The 25,488-nt window shown below is 55.1% G+C and carries 26 protein-coding genes and 1 tRNA gene; 10 read left to right on the forward strand and 17 right to left on the reverse strand.

What is annotated here, in order from left to right:
• Nucleotides 1-3: 3 nt before the first annotated feature.
• The 8 genes from rng to J8G15_RS05120 all read right to left on the reverse strand — a co-directional run bounded on the left by rng (nt 4) and on the right by J8G15_RS05120 (nt 6,898).
• Nucleotides 4-1,479, reverse strand: coding sequence for a ribonuclease G (gene rng, locus J8G15_RS05085; protein WP_210546457.1), 1,476 nt, complete (start codon nt 1,477-1,479; stop codon nt 4-6).
• A gap of 6 nt (nt 1,480-1,485) precedes the next feature.
• Entirely contained in the window at nt 1,486-2,088 is a 603-nt protein-coding gene (locus J8G15_RS05090; protein WP_210546458.1) for a nucleoside triphosphate pyrophosphatase, read from the reverse strand.
• Between the two features lie 63 nt (nt 2,089-2,151).
• Nucleotides 2,152-2,619 (reverse strand): 23S rRNA (pseudouridine(1915)-N(3))-methyltransferase RlmH, encoded by a 468-nt coding sequence (gene rlmH, locus J8G15_RS05095; RefSeq protein WP_210546459.1) that lies wholly within the window; start codon nt 2,617-2,619, stop codon nt 2,152-2,154.
• Between the two features lie 11 nt (nt 2,620-2,630).
• Nucleotides 2,631-3,338, reverse strand: a complete 708-nt coding sequence (gene rsfS / locus J8G15_RS05100) for a ribosome silencing factor (protein WP_210546460.1) — start codon at nt 3,336-3,338, stop codon at nt 2,631-2,633.
• Nucleotides 3,338-3,955, reverse strand: a complete 618-nt coding sequence (nadD, locus tag J8G15_RS05105) for a nicotinate (nicotinamide) nucleotide adenylyltransferase (RefSeq protein ID WP_210546461.1) — start codon at nt 3,953-3,955, stop codon at nt 3,338-3,340. The genes rsfS and nadD overlap by 1 nt, the downstream gene beginning before the upstream one ends.
• On the reverse strand, nt 3,952-4,869 hold the full coding sequence (gene hemF, locus J8G15_RS05110) for an oxygen-dependent coproporphyrinogen oxidase (protein WP_210546462.1): 918 nt from the start codon (nt 4,867-4,869) through the stop codon (nt 3,952-3,954). The genes nadD and hemF overlap by 4 nt, the downstream gene beginning before the upstream one ends.
• Nucleotides 4,866-6,167, reverse strand: a complete 1,302-nt coding sequence (gene purD / locus J8G15_RS05115; RefSeq protein ID WP_210546463.1) for a phosphoribosylamine--glycine ligase — start codon at nt 6,165-6,167, stop codon at nt 4,866-4,868. Before purD ends, hemF begins: the two co-directional genes overlap by 4 nt.
• Complete coding sequence (locus tag J8G15_RS05120) at nt 6,164-6,898, reverse strand: YebC/PmpR family DNA-binding transcriptional regulator (protein ID WP_210546464.1); 735 nt, start codon at nt 6,896-6,898, stop codon at nt 6,164-6,166. Before J8G15_RS05120 ends, purD begins: the two co-directional genes overlap by 4 nt.
• 58 nt (nt 6,899-6,956) lie before the next feature.
• On the opposite strand from J8G15_RS05120, the gene J8G15_RS05125 reads away from it, so the two are divergent.
• Nucleotides 6,957-8,486, forward strand: a complete 1,530-nt coding sequence (locus tag J8G15_RS05125; protein WP_210546465.1) for a helicase HerA-like domain-containing protein — start codon at nt 6,957-6,959, stop codon at nt 8,484-8,486.
• Nucleotides 8,487-8,529: 43 nt separating this feature from the next.
• Nucleotides 8,530-9,174 (forward strand): uracil phosphoribosyltransferase, encoded by a 645-nt coding sequence (upp, locus tag J8G15_RS05130; RefSeq protein ID WP_210546466.1) that lies wholly within the window; start codon nt 8,530-8,532, stop codon nt 9,172-9,174.
• A 64-nt stretch (nt 9,175-9,238) separates the two neighbouring features.
• Here the strand turns inward: upp and J8G15_RS05135 are convergent, their stop codons facing one another.
• The gene (locus J8G15_RS05135; protein WP_210546467.1) at nt 9,239-11,530 is read right to left on the reverse strand and encodes an arginine/lysine/ornithine decarboxylase; all 2,292 of its coding nucleotides are present in this window, start codon (nt 11,528-11,530) and stop codon (nt 9,239-9,241) included.
• Between the two features lie 132 nt (nt 11,531-11,662).
• On the opposite strand from J8G15_RS05135, the gene J8G15_RS05140 reads away from it, so the two are divergent.
• On the forward strand, nt 11,663-12,091 hold the full coding sequence (locus tag J8G15_RS05140; RefSeq protein ID WP_210546468.1) for an NfeD family protein: 429 nt from the start codon (nt 11,663-11,665) through the stop codon (nt 12,089-12,091).
• Between the two features lie 32 nt (nt 12,092-12,123).
• The gene (locus J8G15_RS05145; protein WP_210546469.1) at nt 12,124-13,032 is read left to right on the forward strand and encodes an SPFH domain-containing protein; all 909 of its coding nucleotides are present in this window, start codon (nt 12,124-12,126) and stop codon (nt 13,030-13,032) included.
• Between the two features lie 56 nt (nt 13,033-13,088).
• Here J8G15_RS05145 and J8G15_RS05150 read toward each other — a convergent pair.
• The 5 genes from J8G15_RS05150 to J8G15_RS05170 form a co-directional block, all read right to left on the reverse strand.
• Nucleotides 13,089-13,178 (reverse strand) — tRNA-Ser (locus tag J8G15_RS05150).
• A gap of 176 nt (nt 13,179-13,354) precedes the next feature.
• On the reverse strand, nt 13,355-14,557 hold the full coding sequence (locus J8G15_RS05155) for a branched-chain amino acid ABC transporter substrate-binding protein (RefSeq protein ID WP_210546470.1): 1,203 nt from the start codon (nt 14,555-14,557) through the stop codon (nt 13,355-13,357).
• A gap of 125 nt (nt 14,558-14,682) precedes the next feature.
• Nucleotides 14,683-15,000, reverse strand: a complete 318-nt coding sequence (locus J8G15_RS05160) for a hypothetical protein (protein WP_210546471.1) — start codon at nt 14,998-15,000, stop codon at nt 14,683-14,685.
• Nucleotides 14,997-15,431 (reverse strand): DNA polymerase III subunit chi, encoded by a 435-nt coding sequence (locus J8G15_RS05165; protein ID WP_210546472.1) that lies wholly within the window; start codon nt 15,429-15,431, stop codon nt 14,997-14,999. The genes J8G15_RS05160 and J8G15_RS05165 overlap by 4 nt, the downstream gene beginning before the upstream one ends.
• 14 nt (nt 15,432-15,445) lie before the next feature.
• Nucleotides 15,446-16,885 (reverse strand): leucyl aminopeptidase, encoded by a 1,440-nt coding sequence (locus tag J8G15_RS05170; protein WP_210546473.1) that lies wholly within the window; start codon nt 16,883-16,885, stop codon nt 15,446-15,448.
• Between the two features lie 78 nt (nt 16,886-16,963).
• Here J8G15_RS05170 and lptF point away from each other — a divergent pair, with 78 nt between their 5' ends.
• From lptF to J8G15_RS05195, 5 genes are all read left to right on the forward strand, one after another.
• Complete coding sequence (gene lptF, locus J8G15_RS05175) at nt 16,964-18,079, forward strand: LPS export ABC transporter permease LptF (RefSeq protein ID WP_210546474.1); 1,116 nt, start codon at nt 16,964-16,966, stop codon at nt 18,077-18,079.
• Nucleotides 18,076-19,182, forward strand: a complete 1,107-nt coding sequence (gene lptG, locus J8G15_RS05180) for an LPS export ABC transporter permease LptG (protein ID WP_210546475.1) — start codon at nt 18,076-18,078, stop codon at nt 19,180-19,182. Before lptF ends, lptG begins: the two co-directional genes overlap by 4 nt.
• A 27-nt stretch (nt 19,183-19,209) precedes the next feature.
• Nucleotides 19,210-19,581 (forward strand): sirohydrochlorin chelatase, encoded by a 372-nt coding sequence (locus J8G15_RS05185; protein WP_210546476.1) that lies wholly within the window; start codon nt 19,210-19,212, stop codon nt 19,579-19,581.
• A gap of 72 nt (nt 19,582-19,653) precedes the next feature.
• Nucleotides 19,654-20,607 carry a CysB family HTH-type transcriptional regulator gene (locus tag J8G15_RS05190; RefSeq protein ID WP_210546477.1) on the forward strand — a complete coding sequence of 318 codons (954 nt, stop codon included), beginning with the start codon at nt 19,654-19,656 and terminating at the stop codon, nt 20,605-20,607.
• A gap of 5 nt (nt 20,608-20,612) precedes the next feature.
• Complete coding sequence (locus J8G15_RS05195) at nt 20,613-21,764, forward strand: pyridoxal phosphate-dependent aminotransferase (RefSeq protein WP_210546478.1); 1,152 nt, start codon at nt 20,613-20,615, stop codon at nt 21,762-21,764.
• 73 nt (nt 21,765-21,837) lie between these two features.
• Here J8G15_RS05195 and J8G15_RS05200 read toward each other — a convergent pair whose 3' ends face one another.
• From J8G15_RS05200 to J8G15_RS05210, 3 genes are all read right to left on the reverse strand, one after another.
• Entirely contained in the window at nt 21,838-22,785 is a 948-nt protein-coding gene (locus J8G15_RS05200; protein ID WP_210546479.1) for a hypothetical protein, read from the reverse strand.
• Between the two features lie 143 nt (nt 22,786-22,928).
• Nucleotides 22,929-23,321, reverse strand: coding sequence for a nuclear transport factor 2 family protein (locus J8G15_RS05205; RefSeq protein ID WP_240538451.1), 393 nt, complete (start codon nt 23,319-23,321; stop codon nt 22,929-22,931).
• Nucleotides 23,322-23,382: 61 nt separating this feature from the next.
• Nucleotides 23,383-24,453 carry an alcohol dehydrogenase family protein gene (locus tag J8G15_RS05210; protein ID WP_240538452.1) on the reverse strand — a complete coding sequence of 357 codons (1,071 nt, stop codon included), beginning with the start codon at nt 24,451-24,453 and terminating at the stop codon, nt 23,383-23,385.
• Between the two features lie 203 nt (nt 24,454-24,656).
• Here J8G15_RS05210 and J8G15_RS05215 point away from each other — a divergent pair, with 203 nt between their 5' ends.
• Nucleotides 24,657-25,382 (forward strand): thioredoxin family protein, encoded by a 726-nt coding sequence (locus J8G15_RS05215; protein ID WP_210546480.1) that lies wholly within the window; start codon nt 24,657-24,659, stop codon nt 25,380-25,382.
• Nucleotides 25,383-25,488: the final 106 nt, after the last annotated feature.

The following is a 25,488-nucleotide window of genomic DNA, read 5'->3' on the forward strand; positions in this document are numbered from 1 at the left end:
CGATTAAAGCAACACGATGTCGTACTGTTCAGGCCCCATCGCACTATCGCTTTGAAGCGACACCGGCTTGCCAATGAACTCACTTAACCCCGCCAAATGCTCACTCTCTTCGTCTAAAAATAACTCAATGACCTTTGGTGAAGCCACAACGCGAAATTCGCGAGGGTTGAACTGTCGGGCCTCTCGCAGAATTTCCCGAAAGATGTCATAGGTGACGCTACGTGCGGTTTTAACAATACCCTTACCTTCGCAAGTTGGGCAGGGTTCACACAGCATGTGTGCCAATGATTCACGCGTTCTCTTTCGAGTCATCTCAACCAAACCCAATTGAGAGAACCCGCTGGCGTTCGTCTTGACTCGGTCTCGGCCCAATTGCTTTCGAAATTCAGCCAAGACGGTGTCTTGGTGATCTGTCCGGACCATGTCAATGAAGTCAACAATGATGATGCCGCCCAAATTTCGCAATCTCAACTGTCGTGCGATGGCCTGTGTCGCTTCCAAATTGGTCTTGAAGATTGTGTCGTCAAAATTCCTGGCACCAACAAACCCCCCGGTGTTGACATCGATGGTTGTCAAAGCCTCTGTTTGATCGACGATGAGATAGCCGCCCGACTTCAGCTCAACTCGCCGACCAAGTGCCTTTGCAATATCGTCATCGATCGCATCAAGATCAAAGATGGGGCGCTCCCCCTTGTAGTGCTGAAGCTTCGTGGCGGCAGCTGGCATAAACTCAAGACCAAACGCTCGCAACGAGTCATACTGCTCGCGAGAGTCCACCCGAATAGTCTGCGTTTTATTGCTGACAAAATCCCGCAAAACTCGCTGCAGCAGGCTTAGGTCTTGGTGCAAGAGAGACATTGGAGGCAGTCGCAATGAGGCTTCTTTAATCCGGGCCCAAGCCTTGCGCAAGTACGTGATGTCATCAGAAAGTTCTTGATCTGATGCGTCCTCTCCATTCGTACGAAGGATCAGTCCACCACCCTGCGGACTCGCCAAGAGTTGCAGCCTAGACCGCAACTCATCCCGCAGCGCGGGAGGAATCTTCTGGGAAACACCCACATGATCATCCTGGGGCAGAAATACCAGCATCCTTCCGGCAATACTAATCTGTGTAGACAGGCGTGCGCCCTTGGTGCCAATCGGATCCTTGATCACTTGCACGGTCAATACCTGGCCTTCAAACACCTGCTTTTCTATGGGGATCTGCGGCTGCGTATTGCGGACCAAGCTCGGCGGCTCTCCATCAGGCTGACGGTGCCAAACATCGGCCACATGCAAAAATGCCGCACGCTCCAGTCCAATGTCAATGAATGCCGATTGCATCCCAGGGAGAACTCGAGCTACCTTGCCCAAATAGACGTTGCCTACCAAGCCTCGCTCCAGAGTCCTTTCGACGTGCAACTCTTGCAAGGCACCGTTTTCGACAACAGCGACTCGAGTTTCTTGCGGAGACCAATTGATCAGTATGTCTTCTTGCATCACCTGTTAAACCTTAAAGTCAAAGGAACGCAACAACCGAGCCGTCTCAAACATCGGCAGTCCGACGATGCCGCTGTAGCTGCCTTCCATTCGAGCGATAAACTTTGCGGCCACGCCTTGGATTGCATAGGCACCCGCTTTGCCCATAGGCTCCCCAGTAGCCACATAGGACTCAATCTCGCTACGAGACATCTCAGCAAAGGTAACCAACGATTCGCTTAGGGCTTGAACACGGCGACTGCAAGTTCCTAGCGCAACGGCAGTCAACACACGGTGAGTTTGGCCAGAAAGCTTGGACAACATATGAACGGCATCCCCGGCGTCAGCGGGTTTGCCGAAAATCTTGCTACCCATTGCAACCGTCGTGTCAGAACACAAAACCGGGGCGTCTCGCAAGGCTCGGTCCGCTTGTCGCTGGAGTGCGGCATCAAGCTTTAGCTCGGTGACACGCTGAACATAGTCAATGGGTGACTCACTATCAAACTCAGCTTCCAGCGCCTCAGCGTCTTCGGTTGGGCCAGCCAAAAGCAACTCAAAGGAGATACCGAGTTGCTCCAACAACTGTCGACGCCTGGGGCTTTGGGAGGCCAAATAGATAAATGAGGACATAGCTTCGAAGTTACCATCAATTCGCAATAGCCTAAGCGGCTGTTCCCAAGTGATGTTCGGCAGTTATTCCCTGTGATAGGGATGATTTGAATTGATGGACCAAGCCCGATAGAGTTGCTCCACCAACAACACGCGAACCATCGCATGCGGCAGGGTCAAATCCGACAAGCGGATTCGCTCATGGGCTGCGCTCTTGAATGCGGGATCAAGGCCGTCAGGGCCGCCGATGACCAGAGCCACGTCGTCACCCTCCAGTTGCCAGCTCTGTAGTTTTGAGGCCAGGGCCATGGTGGTCAAAGTTGTGCCTCGCTCATCAAGAGCGACGATTCGACAACCTTTTGGAATTGCCGCCTCAATTCTGGAACGCTCCGCTGCGTAAAGTGAATCCAGTGTCTTGCTGGCGCGAGGCTCGGTTTTAACCGCCTTCAACTCCACCTTCAACTCAAAGGGAAACCGCTTGGCATAGTCATCCCAAGCGGTTTGGGCCCAATCAGGAACGCGTTGGCCAACGGCCACGATCAAAATCCTCACCGTCCGCCCTATCAGGACTTCGGAGTTGAAACCTTCTTGACAGTCGTGCGCTTGACAGCTGCTTTTTTGGCGGGCGCCTTCTTAGCCGCTGTCTTTACAGGCGCATTGACGACAACAGTTTTGGAGGTCACTTTGACAGCCGGTGTCTTTTTGGCCACCGCCTTTTTAGCGGGAGACTTGGCTGCTGCTTTCGCATCCATGGTCTTCTTGAGTTGTGCTTTGGACGGGAACGCCTCCTGCACGCCGATCTTGGCCGCATTCGAGCGCCTCAAACTGCCCGGTTCCTTCACTTCTTTTTCAGGCTTGGCGGCTTTGGCGGGTTGAGCTGCCTCGGCAGTGGCAGGCTTGACCGCGCCAAACTTGAGTCGAACGGGCTTCTCACCCCACAACTCTTCTAGGTTGTAGTACTGGCGGAAGTTGGGCTGCATCACGTGCACAACGGCTTGACCACAATCAACAATGATCCATTCGCCGTTGGCCTCACCTTCCATACGAGGCTTAGGGAAGCCGGCATCTCGCACGGCATCCCTTACGCTGCCTGCCAAGGCTTTTGTTTGGCGGTTCGACGTGCCAGACGCAATGATGACTCGCTCAAAGAGAGCAGAAAGATGCTCGGTGTCGAACACCTGAATGTCCTGGGCTTTGACATCTTCCAGACCATCCACAATGGCTCGCTGGAGTTTCTGTATGTCTTTTTTGGCAACGGTAGATGTAGTCATCAAATGGTCTGGTAAAGGTGGTGATCGTAAATATAACGTGCTACTGGTTCAAAAACCAGCGTGGCAACACTGTGTTGCGCTGCAATTCGGGAACGAATTTCTGTTGCGCTAACAGGCATGACTGGCAAAAGCAGCTGCCTGAAACGCGATTCAGACCCGATTGGGGCCATAAACGGTGGGTTGGCCCCCGTCAAATATCCGCGCTCAGCTACACAAATTATAGCTAAGCTCAAAATCTCTTGCCAATTGTGCCAACGTGACAGGGCTCGGGCTTGGTCTCCACCAATGATCAAATAGAGTTCAGCATTCGGAAATTCGGCAGACAACTCCCTCAGTGTGTCCACGGTATAGCTCGGCCCAGACCGACGTATTTCCCTTGTGTCCACCATAACCGCCGGTATATGACCAAAGGCCAATTGACACATCGCAACGCGATGCTCAGCCTGGGTCAGCGGACGCGCCTTGTGCCACGCCTGCCCCGTGGGTACAAGGCGAAGTTCGTCCAGACTAAGGTCATCTAGCGCCGCACGGACCAGCGCTGCATGCGCGATATGGGGTGGATCGAACGCACCGCCGAAGACCCCTATTCGCCGCGGAGTGCTTGCGCTATCGGTCAAATCCAGTCCTTGCGCACCAAATACTTGGCGTACAAATCTGCCTCAGGTGACCCAATTTCTGGGATGTTTTGGTAAGACCAACTCGCCAAGGGCGGCATGGACAGAAGAATTGACTCCGTACGACCGCCGGACTGAAGACCAAAATGGGTGCCACGATCCCACACCAAGTTGAACTCCACGTAACGTCCCCGCCGGTACAACTGGAAATCCCGCTCACGCTCGGTATATGGTGTGTCCTTGCGTCGGGCGACGATGGGCAGGTAGGCCTCTAAAAATGAGTCACCCACAGACTGCATCATTCGCAGGTTGTCGTCTGAACCAAGTTCAGAGAAGTCATCGAAAAAGATGCCCCCAATTCCACGTTGCTCCGAGCGGTGCTTCAAATAGAAGTATTCATCGCACCACGCCTTGAACCGGGGGTATTTATCAGCACCAAAGGGCGTCAGGGCATTTTGACAACTTTGATGAAAGTGGGCGCAATCCTCATCAAATCCATAAATAGGCGTTAAATCCATGCCGCCGCCGAACCAACACACGGACTTCCCGTCAGCGCCCGTGGCGGCCAGCATGCGCACATTCATGTGAACAGTAGGCACATAGGGGTTGCGAGGATGAAAGACCAGCGACACTCCCATGGCCTCAAACGAGGCGCCCACCAATTCAGGGCGGTGCTGCGTGGCAGAAGGTGGTAGCTTTGCACCATGAACATGCGAAAAACCGCACCCCGCCCGCTCAAACACTTGGCCGTCCTCAAGGATCTTGGTAACCCCCCTGCCCTGCAACGGCTCTTCAGGCGTCTTCACCCATGAATCACTTAGAAAAGAGCTTCCATCAACGTCAGCGATAGCAGTCGTGATTCGGTTCTGAAGCCGCTGGAGATATTCACCAACGCCTAGGGCCTGTGCGTCGGTCACGTTGCTGCGCTTTTGACTGCGCGATAACCAATATCCGACCGATATTGGGCGCCACTAAAGTTGATACGATGGGCCACCTCGTAGGCACGCTGTTGCGCTTGGCGCACGTTGTCAGCCAATACCGTAACGCACAACACACGACCTCCAGAGGTTTGCAGCTCATCGTCTTTCAGGGTCGTTCCCGCATGAAACACAACCGAGTCATCTGTGTCCTTTGGCAACCCTGTGATGACGTCACCTTTTCGAGGATTCATGGGGTAACCGTGGGCAGCAATCACCACCCCCATGGCCGTTCGGCGATCCCATTCCAATTCGATCAAATCCAGACGTCCATGAGGGCCTCGCTCCGTCGCCGCCATCATCACATCGACCAACTCGGTCTTGAGCCTCATCAGAATGGGCTGTGTTTCCGGGTCGCCCATTCGGCAATTGAACTCCAGTGTTTTCACATGACCATCAGCACTGATCATCAATCCGGCATACAAAAAGCCAGTGTATGGAATTCCATCTTTTTCCATGCCCCGAATTGTTGGCAAGATAATTTCACGCATGGCACGGGCATGCACATCGGGCGTCACGACTGGCGCAGGCGAGTAGGCACCCATGCCACCCGTGTTGGGGCCTAAGTCACCATCCAGTAGCCGCTTGTGATCCTGACTGGTCGCCAACGCAAGCACATTCTTTCCGTCGCACAGGACAATAAAGCTCGCTTCTTCCCCAACCAAGAACTCCTCAATGACAACCCGAGCCCCGCCTTCATTGTGGGCAACGCCTAGCGTGTTGTCCAACAACATAAAGTCAACCGCGTCATGAGCCTCAACCAAGGTCATGGCAACAACCACACCTTTTCCGGCCGCCAGTCCATCCGCCTTGATCACGATTGGGGCGCCCATCTTGTCAATGTAGGCATGAGCGGCAGCGGGGTCTGTGAAGGTGTCGTACTCGGCAGTGGGTATTCCGTGCCGTTTCATGAATGACTTTGAAAAGGCTTTTGAGCTTTCGAGCTGCGCCGCGGCTTGGGTGGGGCCGAAGATGCGCATTCCATTTTTCCGGAACTCGTCCACAACACCGGCTGCCAAAGGAGCCTCGGGGCCCACCACGGTTAGCGCAATCTTGTTTGCTTCGGCCCAAACCCGCAACTCTTTGACGTCTGTCATCGGAAGGTTCGTGAAACGACCATCCAATTCGGTTCCGCCATTGCCTGGCGCGACGTAAATATTCTGAACCTTGGCAGATTGCGCCAACTTCCAGGCCAAAGCATGTTCGCGGCCACCGCCGCCAATCACAAGGATGTTCATAGTGCGCTGCTGTCAATCTCTGCGTTGTGAAAAATATTCTGGGTGTCGTCCAGTTCCTCGAGAACATCGAGCAACTTTTGCATGCGTGCGGCGTCTTCGCCAGTGAGTTCAATTGGGTTCTCCGCCCGCATGGTCACCTCGGCCACTTCGGGAGTCAGGCCAGCCGCCTCCAGCGCATCTCTAACGACCTCGAAATCGGGATAGGCCGTCAAGACCTCAATTGAACCGTCCTCGCCGGCAATCACGTCCTCCGCACCGGCTTCCAGTGCAACCTCCATGATTTTTTCCTCACTGGTTCCGGGCGCAAATATCAACTGACCGCAATGCTTAAACTGAAACACCACCGACCCCTCGGTTCCCATATTGCCACCATGCTTCGAGAATGCATGGCGAACTTCAGCCACCGTACGGACCTTGTTGTCAGTCATGGTGTCCACAACAATGGCTGCACCGCCTATGCCATAGCCCTCATAGCGGATTTCCTCATAGTTGACCCCCTCTTGGTTTCCTGTGGCCTTGTCAATGTTGTATTTCACGCGGTCGGCGGGCATATTGGCGCCTTTGGCACGATCAACGGCCAATCTCAATCGCGGATTGGTTGCCAAATCACCACCACCGGCCCGCGCCGCGACGGTGATTTCACGAATGATTCGAGTCCATACTTTGCCCCGTTTTTCGTCCTGACGCCCCTTTCGGTGCTGAATATTGGCCCATTTACTATGTCCTGCCACGGGGAATCCTTCAAAAAATCGTTACGCTATTGGCTCGATTGTACTTTTTGAGAGTTCCATGTCTGATCCCATTCTGATTGCACAACGCGGCGAAACCCAATGCTTCCTGCGTCCCGATAAGGCCAACCGCCATGGACTCATCACCGGCGCCACGGGGACTGGCAAAACTATTACCCTTCAAACTCTGGCGGAAGGCTTCTCCAATATTGGCGTTCCGGTGTTCATGGCCGATGTCAAAGGAGACCTCACGGGTGTCTCCCAGGCAGGGACTTTAGGATCCAAGTTGGCCAAAATCCTTGAAGAAAGGGCGATAGCCGCTCCTGAATTCAGAGCAACACCAACCACATTGTGGGACGTCTTTGGCGAGCAAGGCCATCCGGTTCGGGCCACAGTAAGTGATTTAGGCCCTTTGCTATTGGCACGAATGCTCAACCTAAACGAAACGCAGGCAGGTGTTCTGCAGCTGGTATTCAAGATCGCAGACGATGATGGATTGCTGCTGCTTGACATGAAGGACCTGCGTGCGATGTGCCAGTGGGTGGGCGACAACGCCTCGCAATTCACCACGGAGTACGGCAATATCAGTGCTGCCAGTGTTGGTGCTATTCAACGAGGGTTGATGCAAATTGAAGGCCAAGGAGGTGCGAAGTTTTTTGGCGAACCCATGCTTAACATCGCCGACTTCATGCAAACCGACGCACAAGGTCGCGGAGTGGTCAACGTCCTGGCCGCTGACAAGCTAATGAGTTCGCCACGCCTCTATGGCACGTTTCTCCTGTGGCTACTCAGCGAACTGTTCGAAGCTTTGCCTGAGGTAGGCGACCAAGACAAGCCAAAGATGGTGTTCTTCTTTGACGAAGCCCACCTGCTCTTCACCGATGCGCCAAAGGTGCTGATTGAGCGCATCGAGTTGGTGGTGCGTCTGGTGCGGTCCAAGGGTGTGGGTGTCTATTTCGTAACGCAAAACCCCCTCGATATTCCGGACTCGGTATTGGCCCAGCTCGGCAATCGTGTTCAGCACGCTCTACGAGCGTTCACACCACGAGATCAAAAAGCGGTCAAAGCTGCTGCACAGACGATGCGCCAGAACCCGGCACTGGACATTGAAACAGCCATTACTGAACTGGCGGTGGGAGAGGCACTGGTCAGCTTCCTCGATGAGAAGGGGCGCCCTAGTGTGACCGAACGAGTTTATGTACTCCCGCCGGCCAGCCAGATCGGCCCGATCACCCAAGACCAACGAAAAACTCTGATCGACACATCCATCGTCGCCGGTGTTTATGAGACCGCATTAGATCGCGAATCCGCATACGAAAAAATCAAAGGACATGCTGCGGATCGGCTTAGAACACCCGAGGCTTCGGGTGGTGTCAGCCATTCAAAGGGGCAGGAAGCCTCGACACCCGCGCCAACTGGAGGCGGATTATTGGACAGCATCGGCTCCATGCTTGGAGGGGGCTCACGGGGGACACGTACATCCGTTGGGGAGCAATTGTTTAAGAGTGCCGCTAGCTCAATTGGTCGTGAGGTCGGTCGCCAAATTATTCGTGGGGTGCTGGGCGGTATTTTTGGAGGGTCGAAACGGTGATCACGATAATCACGCCCATCCCCCCGTTTGAAAAGGAATTCTCATGAGCACCCCGGACGCACCCCAAGTTCACTTGATCGATCACCCGTTGGTTCAGCACAAGTTGACCTTGATGCGAAAAAAAGAAGCGAGCACCAACAGTTTTCGCCGCTTGTTGAACGAGTTGAGTATGTTGATGGCCTACGAGGTCACCCGCGATATGGCCATGCAGGACGTTGTGATTGACACACCGCTTGAAACCATGACCGCCAAGATGATTGACGGTAAAAAATTGGTTTTTGTTTCAATTCTTCGCGCAGGCAATGGCATTCTGGACGGCGTTTTGTCTGTGGTACCCGGCGCCCGCGTCGGCCACATTGGACTCTACCGTGACCCTAAAACCCTGCAGGCCGTGGAGTACTACTTCAAGATGCCAAAGGACATGGAAGAGCGGGACATTGTGGTGGTTGACCCCATGCTGGCCACGGGCAACTCAGCCGCTGCAGCGATCACTCGCTTGAAGCAGCTCAAGCCCAAGTCCATCAAGTTTCTCTGCTTGCTCACCTGCCCCGAGGGCATTGCCACGATGCACAAGCTCCATCCTGATGTGGCCATCTACACGGCAGCCATTGATCGGCAGCTGAGCGATCACGGTTACATCTTGCCCGGCCTGGGTGATGCAGGCGACCGCATTTTTGGAACCCAGTAATCCTCGAACAGCGTCCTGAACCAAGGACGCTGTTCCTGTTTAAGTCAGACCGCCCAGTTCGCCTTTAAGTGCGAACACAGTCAGCGAAATAGTGCTTTTTGCCATCTTCGCCGAGTTCCTCTACGAGCCCGTGAATGTCAGTCTCGAACCCAGGGCACTGGCCATTGAACTCGCGTGCAAACTTGAGGTAATCCACAATTTTCTTGTTAAACACCTCACCCGGGATCAACAAGGGAATACCCGGCGGGTAGGGTGTCACCAGTCCAACGGTGATCCGCCCTTCCAGGTCATCAATGGCCACTCGCTCGGTCTTGCGCAAAGCGATGTGCGCATAAGCGTCGCTAGGCTTCATGGCTGGCGTCAAATCACTCAGATACATGTCAGTTGTCAAACGCGCAATGTCGTACTTGGCATAGAGCTGATGAATGTGTTGGCACAAATCACGCAAGCCCATTTTTTCGTACTTGGGTGACTTCTGGCAAAACTCTGGCAGTATCCGCCACATGGGTTGGTTTTTGGCATAGTCATCCTTGAACTGCTGCAGTGCAGTCAACATGCTGTTCCAGCGGCCTTTTGTAATACCGATAGTGAACATGATGAAGAAGCTGTAGAGGCCTGTTTTCTCAACCACCACGCCATGTTCGGCTAAAAACTTGGTCACGATACTGGCTGGAATACCCGTCTTGGCGAACTTGCCTTTCAAATCCATGCCAGGTGTCACGATGGTTGACTTGATCGGGTCCAGCATGTTGAAGCCGGTTGCCATCTTTCCAAAACCATGCCAGTTGACACCCGCTTTGGCCTTGGCGGACTCACCCTTGATGATCCAGTCGTCTGCACGGCCAATGCCCTCTTCCACCAGCTTGTCCGGCCCCCAAACCTTGAACCACCAGTCGTCGCCGTATTCGCTATCAATTTTTCGCATGGCCCGTCGGAAGTCCAGTGCCTCCGCGATGCTCTCCTCCACCAACGCGGTACCGCCAGGTGGCTCCATCATGGCGGCAGCTACATCACAGCTGGCAATAATGCTGTACTGTGGGCTGGTGCTGGTGTGCATCAGGTAAGCCTCGTTGAAAAGGTGCTTGTCCAGCTTAACCGTCTGTGAGTCCTGAACCAATACATGGCTGGCCTGGCTGATACCCGCCAACAACTTGTGAATCGACTGCGTGGAATACACCACAGCGTGTTTCGGCCGTACTCGGTTCTTACCCATCGCGTGGTACGTACCGTAGATGGGGTGAAAGGCAGCATGGGGCAACCAAGCTTCGTCGAAGTGAAGGTTGTCAACATAGCCGTCCAGCATGTTCTTGACGGTCTCCGTGTTGTACAGGACGCCGTCGTAAGTGGACTGTGTCAATGTCAACACCCGGGGCTTTATTTTATTGACATCAACATCAGGCAAATGCTGCGCGACCAGGGGGTTGGCCTTGATTTTCGCCTTGATGGCGGCTGGTTCAAACTCGCTTTTAGGAATAGGCCCAATGATGCCGAAATGATTCCGGGTTGGCTTCAAAAATACAGGGATGGCCCCTGTCATGATGATCGCATGCAAGTTTGAAACATGGCAGTTTCTGTCCACCACCACGACGTCGTTCGGCGCAACGGTGTGATGCCACACCATCTTGTTGCTGGTACTGGTTCCATTGGTGACAAAAAAGCAATGGTCCGCATTGAAAATACGCGCCGCGTTCCTCTCGCTTTGCCCGATGGCGCCATCATGGTCCAACAATTGACCCAACTCTTCTACCGCGTTGCAGACATCGGCACGCAACATGTTTTCACCATAGAACTGGTGGTACATCTGCCCGACAGGACTTTTTAGAAAGGCGACGCCACCGGAATGCCCTGGGCAATGCCACGAATACGAGCCGTCCTCGGCATAGTCCAACAACGCTTTAAAAAACGGAGGCTGAACGCCTTCAAGATAACTCTTTGCTTCCCGGATGATGTGCCGCGCCACAAATTCCGGCGTGTCTTCAAACATATGGATGAAACCATGCAACTCGCGCAGAATATCGTTCGGCAAATGGCGGGATGTTTTTGTCTCGCCATAAATGTAGATTGGCACATCCAGGTTCCTGCGGCGCACCTCTTCAATGAAGTGACGCAGATTCACCACCACGGGGTCAAGGTCTGGGCCAGGTGACGAAAATTCTTCATCGTCAATGGACAGAATGAAAGCACTGGCACGACTTTGTTGTTGCGCGAATTGGCTGAGATCACCATAACTGGTCACCCCAAGAATCTCAAAACCTTCCGACTCGATCGCTTGTGCCAATGCCCGAATACCCAGTCCCGACGTATTCTCAGAACGGAAATCTTCGTCGATGATGACTATGGGAAAGCGAAACTTCATGTTGAACTCCAACGACTCAAATGGAAATGATACTAAACAGGCGCGAAGTGTAAGGACTTATCGCCGAATCACTGTTGAGCTCGGTGTTTTTTGACACAAAATGGCCTTTTCAATACAAGACAAGGAGCTGACATGGCAGAGTCAACGGTCTGGTGGGTGCTCGCCGGCATCATTGTTGCCGCTGAATTGCTCACGGGTACGTTTTACCTGCTGATGCTGTCTTTGGGTTTCATCGCTGCAGCATTGGCGGCCCATGCGGGCGTCACAATGACTTTTCAGCTCGTTGTTGCGGCCATCTTTAGCAGCGGTTCTGTCATTGCGTGGCGACTCTATCGACGGTCGAAGCCTGCTGATGCGTCTGTGGGAACCAGTCAGAATGGAAACTTGGATATTGGCGAAACCATTCAAATCGAGGCATGGGGGCCAGATGGTACAAGTACTGTGAAGTACAGAGGAGCAAATTGGACCGTGGCAGCAGCGGAGGATGCTGCGCCACTCACAGTTGGTCGCCATCGTATTGTCGAAGTGGTTGGCAGCCGCTTGATAGTCAAACGTTCGTAAGCTTGAAGCAATAGTAAAAAATGGAGTAATCAATGGAAATAGCAATAATACTGCTCGTCATCGCAGTCATCTTTATCACCCAATCGGTCAAGGTAGTTCCTCAGCAACACGCCTGGGTGGTGGAGCGATTGGGCAAATACACGGGAACATTGCTACCCGGTTTGAACTTCCTGATTCCCTTTGTCGACAAAGTCGCATACAAGCACCTTTTAAAAGAAGTGCCCCTGGATATTGCGAGTCAGATTTGCATCACCAAAGACAACACACAACTCCAGGTCGACGGTATCTTGTATTTTCAAGTCACCGATGCCATGCGGGCCAGCTACGGCTCTAGCAACTACATCATGGCCATATCTCAATTGGCCCAAACCTCGCTTCGGTCAATTGTTGGCAAGCTGGAACTGGACAAAACCTTCGAGGAGCGCGACATCATCAACGCCCAGGTGGTGCAAGCTGTCGATGAGGCGGCACTGAATTGGGGCGTGAAGGTGTTGCGGTATGAGATCAAAGACCTGACCCCCCCGAAAGAGATCTTGCATGCCATGCAGCAGCAAATCACCGCTGAGCGCGGAAAACGCGCCTTGATTGCGGCGTCAGAGGGTCGTCGTCAAGAACAGATCAATATTGCCACTGGTGAACGCGAAGCCTTCATTGCTCGCTCTGAGGGCGAAAAGCAAGCCGTGATCAACAAAGCACAGGGTGAAGCGCAATCTATCACTGCAGTGGCAGAGGCCACGGCTGGGGCCATTGAACGCATCGCTGCAGCCATTCGCCAGCCAGGCGGTGCTGAAGCCGTTCAGTTGAAGGTGGCAGAGAAAGCCGTTGACGCCTATGCAAAGGTCGCTGAAGACGCGACAACGACACTGATCGTGCCCAGCAACATGAGCGAAGTCTCCGCCCTTGTGGCATCAGCCATGAAAATGATCCAAACCAACAAATAAACCCCGGAAAAAGCAAAACCCTGCATCAATCACTTGATGCAGGGTTTTCTTTTTACTGGCGGAACAGGCGGGATTCGAACCCGCGGAGGGTTTGACCCCTCGCACGCTTTCCAGGCGTGTGACTTAAACCGCTCATCCACCGTTCCAGCAAGCATTAGTTTAACCGAGCCAAACGAGGATTTTTGAGTCATCGACAATTAAGTCGCAAAAAACTCAACTTGGCCGCGCGTGGATTTGCACTTGCTTTTTACTGACGAAAAAAAGGAGCACCTTTTGGGATGCTCCTTTGTGCCAGTCCAAGACTGGCATCTCAGCTGGCTGATTAGCGAATCACGGCCAGAGTAGTCAACTGACCACCACGAACGGTTTTCAGAGTCAGCGCGCCATTCTTGATGTCACCCTTCTCATCAAACGTCACTGGGCCAGTCACGCCTTTGTAATCGGCCGTAGCAGCCAAAACAGGCAGGTACTTGACTGGATCAGAGGAACCAGCCTTCACCATGGCGGCAACCATGATGTTCACAGCATCGTAAACATAGGGGGCATAGACTTGAACGTCAGAACCGTACTTGGCCTTGAACTTGGTCTTGAATGTATCCATTCCAACCTTGTCTTCGCCTTCAACGCCGCCAGCTTCCGCGCAGTAGACCATGTCGTCCGCAATGGCATCACCGCCGAGTTTGACCAGCTCTGTTGAGCAAATGCCGTCACCACCCATGAACTTGGCTTTGATGCCAAGAGCCTTCATTTGCTTCAACATGGGGCCAGCAACTGCGTCCATACCGCCGAAGAAGATGACATCAGGCTTTTTGCCTTTGATGGAGGTCAAAATCGAATTGAAGTCAGTGGCTTTGTCAGTTGTGAATTCCTTCGCAACCAATTTTCCACCGGCTGCTTCGACAGCTTTGCTGAACTCTTCAGCAACGCCTTGGCCGTACGCAGTACGGTCATCGATCACGGCGATGGATTGGCCTTTCAATGTATTCACAGCGTAACGGCCCAAAGTGCCGCCCAGCTGGGTGTCATCAGCCACCATACGGAAGGCTGTTTTGAAGCCCTGACGTGTGTACTTTGGATTTGTCGCAGAAGGCGAGACCTGAGGAATGCCTGCATCAAAGTAAATCTTCGAAGCAGGAATGGTGGTACCGGAATTCAGGTGACCCACAACACCAGCGACCTTCGCATCAACCAGCTTTTGAGCAACAGCCGTGCCCTGCTTAGGATCAGCAGCGTCGTCTTCAGCCATCAATTCGAGCGTGACCTTTTGGCCGTCAATCATGACGCCAGCAGCGTTCAACTCTTCGATTGCCAAGCGGGCGCCGTTTTCATTGTCTTTACCCAAATGGGCAATCGCGCCACTGGTTGGGGCGACGTGACCAATTTTGACAACGGCGCTAGGTGCCTCAACGGCCACAGGTGCAGCCGCAGGGGCGGCAGGGGCAGCAGCCTCTTCCTTCTTACCACAAGCCACCAGCAGAGTGGCTGCAGCCAATACTGTCAAAGTACTTTTCACTTTGAAATGCATAAAAACTCCAAGTTAGAAAATCAAGAGGACACTAAATGTGAATATGAATAATTACACACCCGATACGATAACGTAATTTCTGCCGCAAAGACATAGGGAAGACACCGAGCCGCGCCGCTAATGGGTCATGATTTGAACTTATTTGAATCAGTATGTGCAGACAAGGCCTCAATCACAAGCTTCCGTACTTCTTCGCGCAGCTGAATCTGCAATTCACTCGACAAGGAAATGGCTTGCTCGGCTATAACCGCACGAATCAGGCTCTCAAATTCCTGCGCGACTCGCGCCTTGACAAGTGCATCCACCTGCACCTGCAGGGTTTGAACAAGAGTATCTGAATCTGGCGGCAATGACGGGACACCCCCTTGCAAGTCCGACGGTCGGACAACCTCAGTCAGTGTGGGTAAAAACCTGGGCAGGTGACGAGGAGGCGTGCGCATCAAGCGCCCTCCTGCAAAACCAGATCATGCCGTCGCAATGTGTAGCCAAGCCGTGTGTATTCAACCCACCGCGCCCTGGCGGCAAGACGATCATCCTCATCAAGACTGACGACTTCAATCACCCGCTGAAACGTATCAAAGCCTTGAGGAATCGCCCCTCCCAAATTGAGAAGCACCTCGCGATGTGGCGCCGAGTCGACCCGCGTGGTCAAAATGACGGGGGAAGCCGCAATCACTCGTGGGTCACCGCGCATCAGGCAATGGGGCACAAAATCCGTCGGCGAGACCGCCCAGAGTGCGCCATCCAGTTGTTTCAAGGTGGCTGGTGCACCGGTCACGATCACTTTCGCACCTGCGCCGACCGCCTTGCGCAACAAACGGCAGGCATAGGCCACCGGGTCTGGCGCATTGAAATGAAAAGCAACTTCAGTCAAGGGAAACCATGTTCTTATTTGCCTGTGCCGGTCAGGTAGGCCATCAACAGTGGCACCGGACGGCCCGTTGCGCCCTTGGCCGCGCCACTTTTCCAAGCCGTGCCAGCGATGTCCAAATGAGCCCAGGGGAATTTCGCCGTAAAGCGCTGCAGAAACTTGGCGGCCGTCACGGCACCACCCGCACGGCCAGCGACATTGGCGACATCCGCAAAATTTGTCTTGAGGCCTTCTGCGTATTCGTCGTCAAGCGGCATCCTCCAGCACGGATCTGATGAGTTGGCCCCGGCTTCTGACAAGCCAGCAACCAGTCCCTCATCGTTCGAAAACAGTCCGCTTCGAACCGCCCCAAGGGCGACGACGCAGGCGCCCGTCAAAGTGGCAATGTCAATGACTGCACGAGGCTTGAAGCGCTCAGCGTAGGTCAATGCGTCACACAGAACCAACCGCCCCTCCGCATCCGTGTTCAAAATCTCGATTGTTTGCCCGCTCATGCTAGTCACCACATCGCCCGGCTTGACCGCCCGGCCGTTGACCAGGTTTTCACATGCAGGAATCAGTCCAATCACGTTGATGGCCGGGCTCAGCTCGCCCAAAGCCCTAAAAACACCCAACACGCTGGCCGCGCCACACATGTCGTACTTCATTTCATCCATCTCTGCGGCCGGTTTGATGGACACACCACCACAGTCAAAGGTAATGCCTTTGCCCACCAGCACGGTTGGGGCTTGCGACTTGGCGGCCCCTTCGTAGCGCAGGACAATGAACTGCAGGGGTTGCTCTGACCCCTGTGCAACCGCCATGAAGGCACCCATTTTTAGCTTTTCCACCTCTTTGGGCCCCAGCACCTGGCACTTGATCTTCGGGAACTTGACAAGTGAACGGGCAGCGTCCGCCAACAGTGTCGGCGTAGCGTAATTGGCGGGCCGGTTGGCCCATTCTTTGGCGAACTCCACACCGGCTACCGTCGCCGCCTGACTGTCCAGCACACTCTTCAGCTTGCCCAGTTTTGGCACACCAACCAGCACGCGTTGAAGCTCTCGGCCTTCCGGCTTGGACTTGGTGGTGGTGTACACATAGCTGGCTTCAGCCGCGCCCGTTACCACGCTCTTCAATGCCTGGTCCGTCGGGGTATCGGCGAAACAGACCACGAGTTGTTTGGCCTTGGTGCCTTTAAAGTGCCCCATGGCGGACGCCATGGCTTGGCGCACGTCCTTCGTCGAACCCTCACCGACTCCCGCAAAAACCACCCTGGACGCACTAAACCCTGCAGCTCGGTAGAGGGAAAGAGATTTCCCCGCCTTGGTCTCAAAATCACCAGCTTTCAACGCATGATCAACAACTGAGAGAAGTTCATCTTTGGATGACTTGTAGCTATCAGATAGAAGGACAATCAAGCCATCGGCTTTCAGAAGTGCCGCAGATGCCACGCTCAGTGATTTGATTTCAAAGTTCATAATTCAGGATTCCCATTTAGTTTAGGACAAGACCAACTCCAACTTGGAACCGGTCCTGCCCCGCAGATTGCCCAACCAATGTTATTCCATTCCTCGATACGCAAGGAGCTGGCCCGCAGTTTTGGCGCGACGCTGATCGTTCTGGCGACCGTGGTCATGACCATGACCCTCATCCGCACCTTGGGCCAAGCCTCCCGCGGCAGCTTTAATCCGTCGGATGTCATGCTGGTCATGGGATACACCGTGTTGGCCTATATGCCAACGATTTTGACCATGAGTCTTTTCATTTCCATCATGTCAGCGCTGTCACGCATGTACCGGGACAGTGAAATGGTGATCTGGTTCTCCAGCGGCCAGGGTTTGACGGGCTTGCTCGGCCCGATGTTCCGGTTTGCCTGGCCGGTGTTGGCGGCGATTGCGGCGCTGGCATTGCTGGTGCTGCCTTGGTCCAACCAGCGCATTGACGACATGAAAGTCCAGTACGAGCGCCGAGGGGATCTGGAACGCATTGAGCCAGGGCAGTTTCAGGAGTCCGCTGGGGGCAAGCGTGTGTTTTTTGTCGAAAAAGACCCCTTGAACCCGCAGGCAGGCAGCAATGTTTTCATTGCCACCACGGAAGACGGCAAGCAAACCACCACCTCCGCCCGCCGTGGTCGCGTTGAAACCGTTGGAAACGATCGATTCCTGATGCTGAGCAACGGCCAGCGGCTTGAAAACGAAGTCGGCGCGCAATCCTTGAAGGTCAGCGAGTTTGAGGAATATGGCACCAAAGTCGGCGTCGATGTATTCGATGGCAACGGTCCCCTGCCTATCAACACTCGTCCCACCGCTCAATTGCTGACGAACCCCACCCTGCTGAATCAAGCGGAGTTGTCATGGCGGTTTGGATTGATCCTGGCAGCCATCAATTTTCTGGTGATTGGCGTTGCCATCTCAGGCGGCAACCCCCGAGTGGGCCGCAGCGCCAACCTGGTATTTGCAATGTTTGCCTTTGTCCTTTACTACAACTTGCTCGGTCTGGGCCAGAGTTGGATTTCGTCTGGCAGGTACGATCTCATCCCCCTCATGCTGACTTTGCACGGGGGCACATTCACGCTGGCCATTCTGTGGCTTGTCAAAGCGCACAACAACTGGAACTGGCGCCGCCTGCTGTCCAAACAACGGGCATCCAATCAGGACGGCACCGCATCATGAAAACCATTCGACGTCTGATTTACGGCGAAGTGCTGACCTCTGTGGCCTTCGTGGCCATTGGCTTCCTTGCGCTCTTCATTTTTTTCGACTTTGTCGAAGAGATTCAATCACTGGCCCGACATGCGGACGCGGGTTACCGCCTGGTCCATGCTGTGGCCTTTGTCGCCCTGTTGCTGCCCAGCCACTTGTACGAATTGATGCCGATTGCGGTGCTGATTGGCACCATCTTTGTCATGGCGCGCTTCGCTCAAAGCTCTGAATTCACCATTTTGAGAACCAGCGGCCTCGGTCCATGGCGAGCCCTGCGAACCCTGCTAGTGCTGGGACTGGGCTTTGTGGTGCTGACATTTGCCGTGGGAGACTATCTTTCCCCTGTCGCTGACCGGACCGGCCAACTATTGAAAGCTCGGTTTCAAGGAAGCATCAGCGTCGGCCAAACTGGCGCCTGGTTGAGGGAGCGCCAAGCCAACGCTCAATACGCGGTCAATGTAGGCGGCCTGGAGTCAGACGGCAGCCTGCGCAATGTGCGAATTTTCGAGTTTGACTCACGAGGCTATTTAAGTTCATTGACCCAAGCCGGCTCAGCTCATGTCGAGGGCGACGACGCCTGGACCCTGAATGAAGTCAACCGCACAAGCTTTCCAGCGAGAAACACCGACACAGCCCGGATAGAACGCACCGAGACGGCCACACAGCTATGGCCCAACAACATCAGCCGGGAGATGGTGACTGCCGCCCTTCTCAAGCCTGAGCGCATGAGCACCATTGACCTTTTTCAATACATTCAGCACCTGCAAGCGAATGCCCAAAGTGCACAGCGCTATGAAATCGAGTTCTGGAAAAAAGTTTTTTACCCCTTGAGTTGCCTGGTGATGGTGGTGCTGGCACTGCCATTTGCCTATCTTCACTTCCGCTCTGGCGGCATTGCCACCTATGTGTTTGGCGGGGTCATGGCCGGCATCAGCTTCTTTTTGCTGAACAACGTCTTTGGCTACATTGGTAACCTGCAAAACTGGCAGCCGTGGCTCACGGCAGCGCTACCGGGCATGATTTACTCAGTCCTGTCCCTCACGGCGTTTGGATGGCTGGTGCTCCGTCGCTAACAGAAACATTAAACGAAAGACGATTCAATGAGCGATCCGATGACCCGCGCCACCATTCTCTTTGCACACGGTTCCCGCGACCCACTTTGGCGCCTGCCGATTGAAGCGGTCGCAACACATATGCGCCAAACGACCCCATCGTGCCAAGTGCGATGCGCCTATCTGGAGCTGACGCAACCTGACATCGCGACCAGCGCGGCTGAACTGGTGGCACTGGGAACGAAAACCATCTCTGTGCTGCCTCTTTTTTTGGGCGTCGGACGGCATGCGCGTGAAGACTTGCCGGTGTTGATGATTGAGTTGAAGCAGCGTTTTCCTCACGTCAACTTTGAATTGCGACCCGCGGTGGGCGAAGACCCTCGGGTGGTTGAACTGCTGGCCCATATTGCGTTGAACTGAGGCAATCACCTCAGTCATAGCTCTAAATAGCCAATGACGCATAATAAATGACGTCATTAGCTTAAATTCGATATGAACCTTCACCAATTTCGCTTTGTTCAGGAGGCCGTTCGCCGCAATCTGAACCTCACTGAAGCGGCCAAATCCCTGCACACCTCCCAGCCTGGCGTCTCCAAAGCCATCATTGAGCTGGAAGAAGAACTGGGCATTGAGATATTTGCACGGCACGGAAAACGGCTCAAACGCGTCACCGAGCCGGGGCAGCATGTGCTGAAAAGCATTGAACTGATCATGCGAGAAGTGGGCAACCTCAAGCGCATTGGCGAGCAGTACAGCGCCGAAGACAGCGGCACGCTGTCAATCGCCACCACGCACACCCAGGCACGATACGTTTTACCCGAACCCGTGGCCAAGTTGCGCCAGGCCTATCCCAAAGTGAACGTCAGCCTGCACCAAGGCTCACCCTCTCAAGTCGCCCAAATGCTGATTGACGAAGTTGCCGAGATTGGCGTGGCTACCGAGTCATTAGCCGGTTACAGCGAGCTGGTCACCCTGCCCTGTTATGAATGGCAACACGTACTGGTGCTGCCCGTGGGCCACCCCCTGTGTGCCAAGGAAAATATCACGCTGGAAGACATTGCCCTTGAGCCGCTGATCACCTACCACCCGTCCTTCACCGGGCGCACCAAGATCGACCACGCCTTTGCCACCCGCAAGCTGGAGCCGCGCATCGCTCTGGAAGCCATTGACTCGGACGTGATCAAGACTTATGTGCGGCTGGGCCTGGGTGTGGGCATTGCCGCAGAAATGGCTGTCAAAGACGTGTTGGCTGACGGTGACAAGAGCGACTTGGTGATTCGGCCAGCCGGCCAACTATTTGGCCAGAACGTGGCCCGGGTCGCCTTCAAAAAAGGGGCCTACCTGCGCAACTTTGTGTATAAATTTTCAGAACTGCTGGGTGACCGCCTCAGCCGTGATTTGGTGGCCCGCGCGATGTCAGGCCATGTTGACGACTACGAACTGTAAAGAGCATGTTGACTCCCACCCTGACCAGCCGCCTGCCCAATGTCGGCACGACCATCTTCACCGTCATGTCCAATTTGGCCGCCGAAAAAAACGCAGTCAACCTGGGCCAAGGTTTCCCTGACTTTGATTGCGACCCCACCTTGGTCACGGCAGTCAGCGCCGCCATGATCAAAGGGCTTAACCAATACCCGCCCATGCCAGGCATCGCGCCACTGCGTGCGGCGATTGCTAGCAAATTGGAAGCACTCTACGGCCATTCCTACAGCGCTGCGAGCGAAATTACCATCACAGCCGGCGCCACCCAAGCCATCATCACAGCGATTCTGGCCACCGTGCATTCCGGCGACGAGGTCATCGTGCTGGAGCCCTGTTACGACAGCTACGTACCCAATATTGAGTTGGCCGGCGGCGTGGCCGTGCGTGTACCGTTGACCCCCGGCACCTTCCGGCCGGACTTTGACAAGATCTCAGCGGCTCTGACCCCGAAGACCCGCGCCATCATCATCAACTCGCCCCACAACCCGAGCGGCACGGTTTGGTCAGAACAAGACATGCTGAGCTTGCAGGAATTGCTGGCCCCCACCAATGTATTTCTGATCAGCGACGAGGTCTATGAACACATGGTCTTTGATGGCCAGTTGCACCAAAGTGCGGCGCGCTTTCCCGGCTTGGCCGCGCGGGCTTTCATCGTCTCCAGCTTTGGCAAGACTTACCACGTCACGGGCTGGAAAGTAGGTTATGTGGCCGCGCCCGCCCCCCTCATGGCCGAGTTTCGCAAGGTGCATCAGTTCAATGTGTTCACGGTCAATACCCCGGTGCAGCACGGTTTGACCAGCTACATGGCCAACCCGGCGCCCTACTTGGACCTGCCCGCGTTTTACCAACGCAAGCGCGACCTCTTTCGCGACGGCCTGAAAAATACCAAATTCAAGCTGCTGCCCAGCGAAGGCACTTACTTTCAGTGTGTCGATATTTCAGACGTCAGCGATCTGGACGAATCGGCGTTTTGCCAGTGGCTGACCGCTGAAGTCGGCGTGGCGGCGATTCCCTTGTCCGCCTTCTATGGCAATGGCTTTGACCAACGCGTCGTTCGTTTTTGCTTCGCCAAGAAAGACGACACTTTGAACGCCGCACTAGAGCGACTCGCCAAACTCTAAACCGCTATTGATTTGAGAGTGGCCTGCCCAAGTTCTGCCTGCGCTAGCGGTCTATTTGGCATATAAAAACGCCTCAGCCTGTCACCTGAGCCCGTGAGCGCATCACATGTTCAGCGGCCACCAAGTCTTGGGAAGCAAAGCCGACTGTTTTAAAAATGGTGATCTCCTGGTCCGACAAGCCCCCAGTGGCGGGCGTTGAAGGGGCCAACAAGTCTTTCAACTCCCCGCAAATGTCAGACTCGGTGATCAGCCCCGCACGAAGGGCCTGCAACACCTCACCGCCTTTTTGCATCACGCCCTCTCTCGTGTCCACAAAAATCCGGGCTTTTGTCATCAACTGCGGCTCTGCCTCTGACATATCAGCCGTGAAGGCGCCCACCAAACCCAGGTGCGTGCCGGGCTGCACCCAGTCGCTGCTAATAAACGGGGTGGTCGCGGTGGTGGCAGCAACGGCGATATCGGTCGCTGCCAGAGTGGCCTGCAAATCGGTAGAGGCCACGGCGGCCACGCCTTGCTTGGCCAGTTCAGCTACCACGGCTTGCGCCTTGTCCAGATGGCGGCCCCAAATCACGGTCTCGGTCAAGGAAAACACGCTGTGGTGCGCCAGGGCCAAGTGGGTCGATAGCGCGCCGGTTCCCAACACCGCCAAGCGTTGGCTGGTGGGGCGGGCGAGCTTTTTGGCACCCAGCGCCGCCACGGCGGCCGTGCGCCGCAGCGTTAACTCCGTGCCATCCATCACCGCCAGCGTGGTGCCGTCTTCACAGGACAACAGCACATAAGTGCCAGACACGGCCGGTTTGCCCTTGGCGTTGTTCTCGGGCCAGATGGCCACAATCTTCACGCCCATCACCCCGCGCGGCTTCCAGGCCGACATCACCAGCACCGAACTGGCGTCATGGTTGGGGTTGAAGTGCCCGCGCGGGGGCGACTCAATGGGCTCCAGCAGTCCTTGGGCGAGCGATTCAATCAGCGAGCCATAGGCGGTGTGACGGGCGACTTCTTGTTGATCAATGGTTTGCATAGAGGGCAACTTTCTTCAAATTTCGAATGCTCTCAACACAGGCCTTGTTATCGGGGTCACCTGGCTTCGAACGGACTGGTCTGGCAGCGCATTCTGAACCAACATCTTGGCTGGCAATCAAGGTGGTGCGAATGCCAGCCCCTTTAGAACATGCCATTGCCGTGAGCCGACTGAGCAGGCACCACCTGCAACACATCCCAGTGCTCCACAATTTTGCCGTCATCGTCCAGGCGAAAGATGTCAATGCCCGCCCAGTCCTTGTTGGCGTCGGTTGGCCACACTTGGTGGCAGTGCAACACCACCAAGTTGCCTTCCGCCACAGACCGTTTGACATGCACCTTTTTGCCCGAGTACTCACGCGCCATGCGCTCAAAGTAGTCAACAAACGCTTGCTTGCCATCGGCCACATGCGGGTTGTGCTGTTTGTACTCAGCACCCGCGTACCGCTCAATCGCCTCGGCGGGACGGCAGTCGTTGAACATGAGCTCGTAAAAAGCCATCACATTGCGCCGGTTGCGCTCCAGGGTGTCGATCATCGGGATTCCAGTAAGTGACATAGGCCGCCTGACTCTTCGGCCGGGGGCGGGGAGCAGGGTTTTAACGATCGCCATTCTGTCCCGAGACGTCAATCACCAACTTGCCAACGTGTTCTTTAGCGCCAAAGTCCTGTTGCGCGTCCTGAATTTTCGCCAGCGCATAGGTCTTGGCAACCAGTGGCGCGACCTCTCCCGCTTCAATTCTTCGGATCAGGTTGGAGAAAACTGTGGGATGCAACACGGTGCAACCCAACAAGCTCAAATCCTTGAGGTACAGCGTTCTCACATCCAGCTCCACCATCGGGCCGCCAATCGCGCCTGAAGCGGCATAGCGGCCAAACGGCTTGAGCACTTCCAGCAAACTCGGCCACTGGGCGCCCGCCACCAAATCAATGACCACATCAACGCTGTTTTTGCCGAGCGCCTGCACCAAATTCGCCTGTCGCTCCAGCGTTTGCTCTGCCCCAAGCGCCAGGATTCGTTTTGCCTTTGTGGCCGACGTGACGGCAATCACCCGGGCTCCCCGGGCTTTGGCCAATTGGACTGCGGCCGAACCCACTCCCCCTGACGCGCCCGTCACCAACACCAGGTCGTTGGCGCCAACGTTGGCCCGGGTCAGCAGGTTCTCCGCCGTGGAGTAAGAGCAAGGAAAAGAGGCCAACTCCACGTCGCTGAGCGAAGTGTTGACCGGATGGGCGTGGCGCGCTGCAACCACCGCGTACTCAGCGAATCCGCCGTCGCAGTCAGAGCCGAAGTACTGAGGCTCATCCAGCACCTTGCCAGCCACTTCCATCAAGCAAGGCTCCACCAGCACCCGTTGATGTAGCAGTTTCGGGTCAACCTCAGTGCCAATGGCCACGACTTCGCCGCACACATCGGCCCCCTGGATGAGAGGGAAAGGAATGGCAGTGCCGGTCCAACCCGCATCGCTGCTACTGGCGTTGGACTTGGAATACCAGCCCACGCGGGTATTGAGGTCGGTGTTGTTCACGCCGGCGGCGCCAACCCTGATCAGCACATCACGGGGGCCCGGCACAGGCACCGGTATGTCCTGGCGCAGCACCAGCTTGTCCAGACCACCATGGCCTGTCAGCTGCACGCCCCTCATCATTTTTGGGAGTTGATTCATCATGAAATGATTTGATCACATGCAATAAACCAAAGTTCTCTCAGTGCCCTTTAATGCACCTTTTTTGCTTCTAAATAGATAGCGGCTCACGCAAGTAAATAGAGGGTAAGGAGCACTTATTATATAAAAATCAAGGCTGGAATCGTCATGTAAGAACTTGGCGCAGCCGGCGACCAACCAGCATTGACCACTGATGTGAGAGCCCCATGTCCTTTTCCAAACGCCCCTCTTCACTCTTTGCCCTGGCAATCTCCCTGCCCTTGACCGCCCTCGCCGCCAGCCCCACCTGTGAGGTGAAGTCCGGCGACAAAATCACACCGGTGCTGGAGCTGTACACATCAGAAGGCTGCAGCTCCTGCCCGCCCGCTGACCAATGGCTCTCCACCCTGAAAGGTCAGCCCGTGGTGGCGCAGGCCTTTCATGTGGGGTACTGGGACTACATCGGCTGGGTGGACCGGTTTGCCACGCGAGCAAACACCACGCGCCAGCGCGAAATTGCCAGCATCAATCACTTGCGCAACATTTACACGCCGCAGTTCGTGCGCAACGGGCAAGACTGGCGCGACTACACCCGCGTACTGGACAGCACCATGCCCGCCAAGGCCAACATCGTGATGCAGCGCACCCAGGGCGCCGACAGCTTCAAGGCGATGGTAACGCCTGCCAGCGGCGTGGAGAGCTGGAGCGCCTACTGGTCGGTGACAGAGCATGGCCACAGCTCCCGCGTCAAAGCCGGCGAAAACTCGGGCGAGTTCCTAAAACACGACTTCGTGGTGCGCCAGCACACCTCAGTCGGCACCTACCAGGGCGCGCAAACCTTGAACTTCTCATCCATTGCCGCACAAGCTGAGCACCCGCGCCAAATCAATCTGGTCGTGTCCGACCCGAAAACTGGTGCGCCGTTGCAGGCGGTGAGTTTGAGTTGTAGTTAAGTGCTGTCAAGGCGGAACGCCAGCCGAAAGGCTTTCTGTCTCGCCGATGCGATCCCTTTTTCGGCCTGTGTCGGGCCACCAGATTGGTTTTTGAAGTGTTCAAGCA

The sequence above is a fragment of the Rhodoferax sp. PAMC 29310 genome (genome assembly GCF_017948265.1).
GTDB lineage: Bacteria > Pseudomonadota > Gammaproteobacteria > Burkholderiales > Burkholderiaceae_C > Rhodoferax.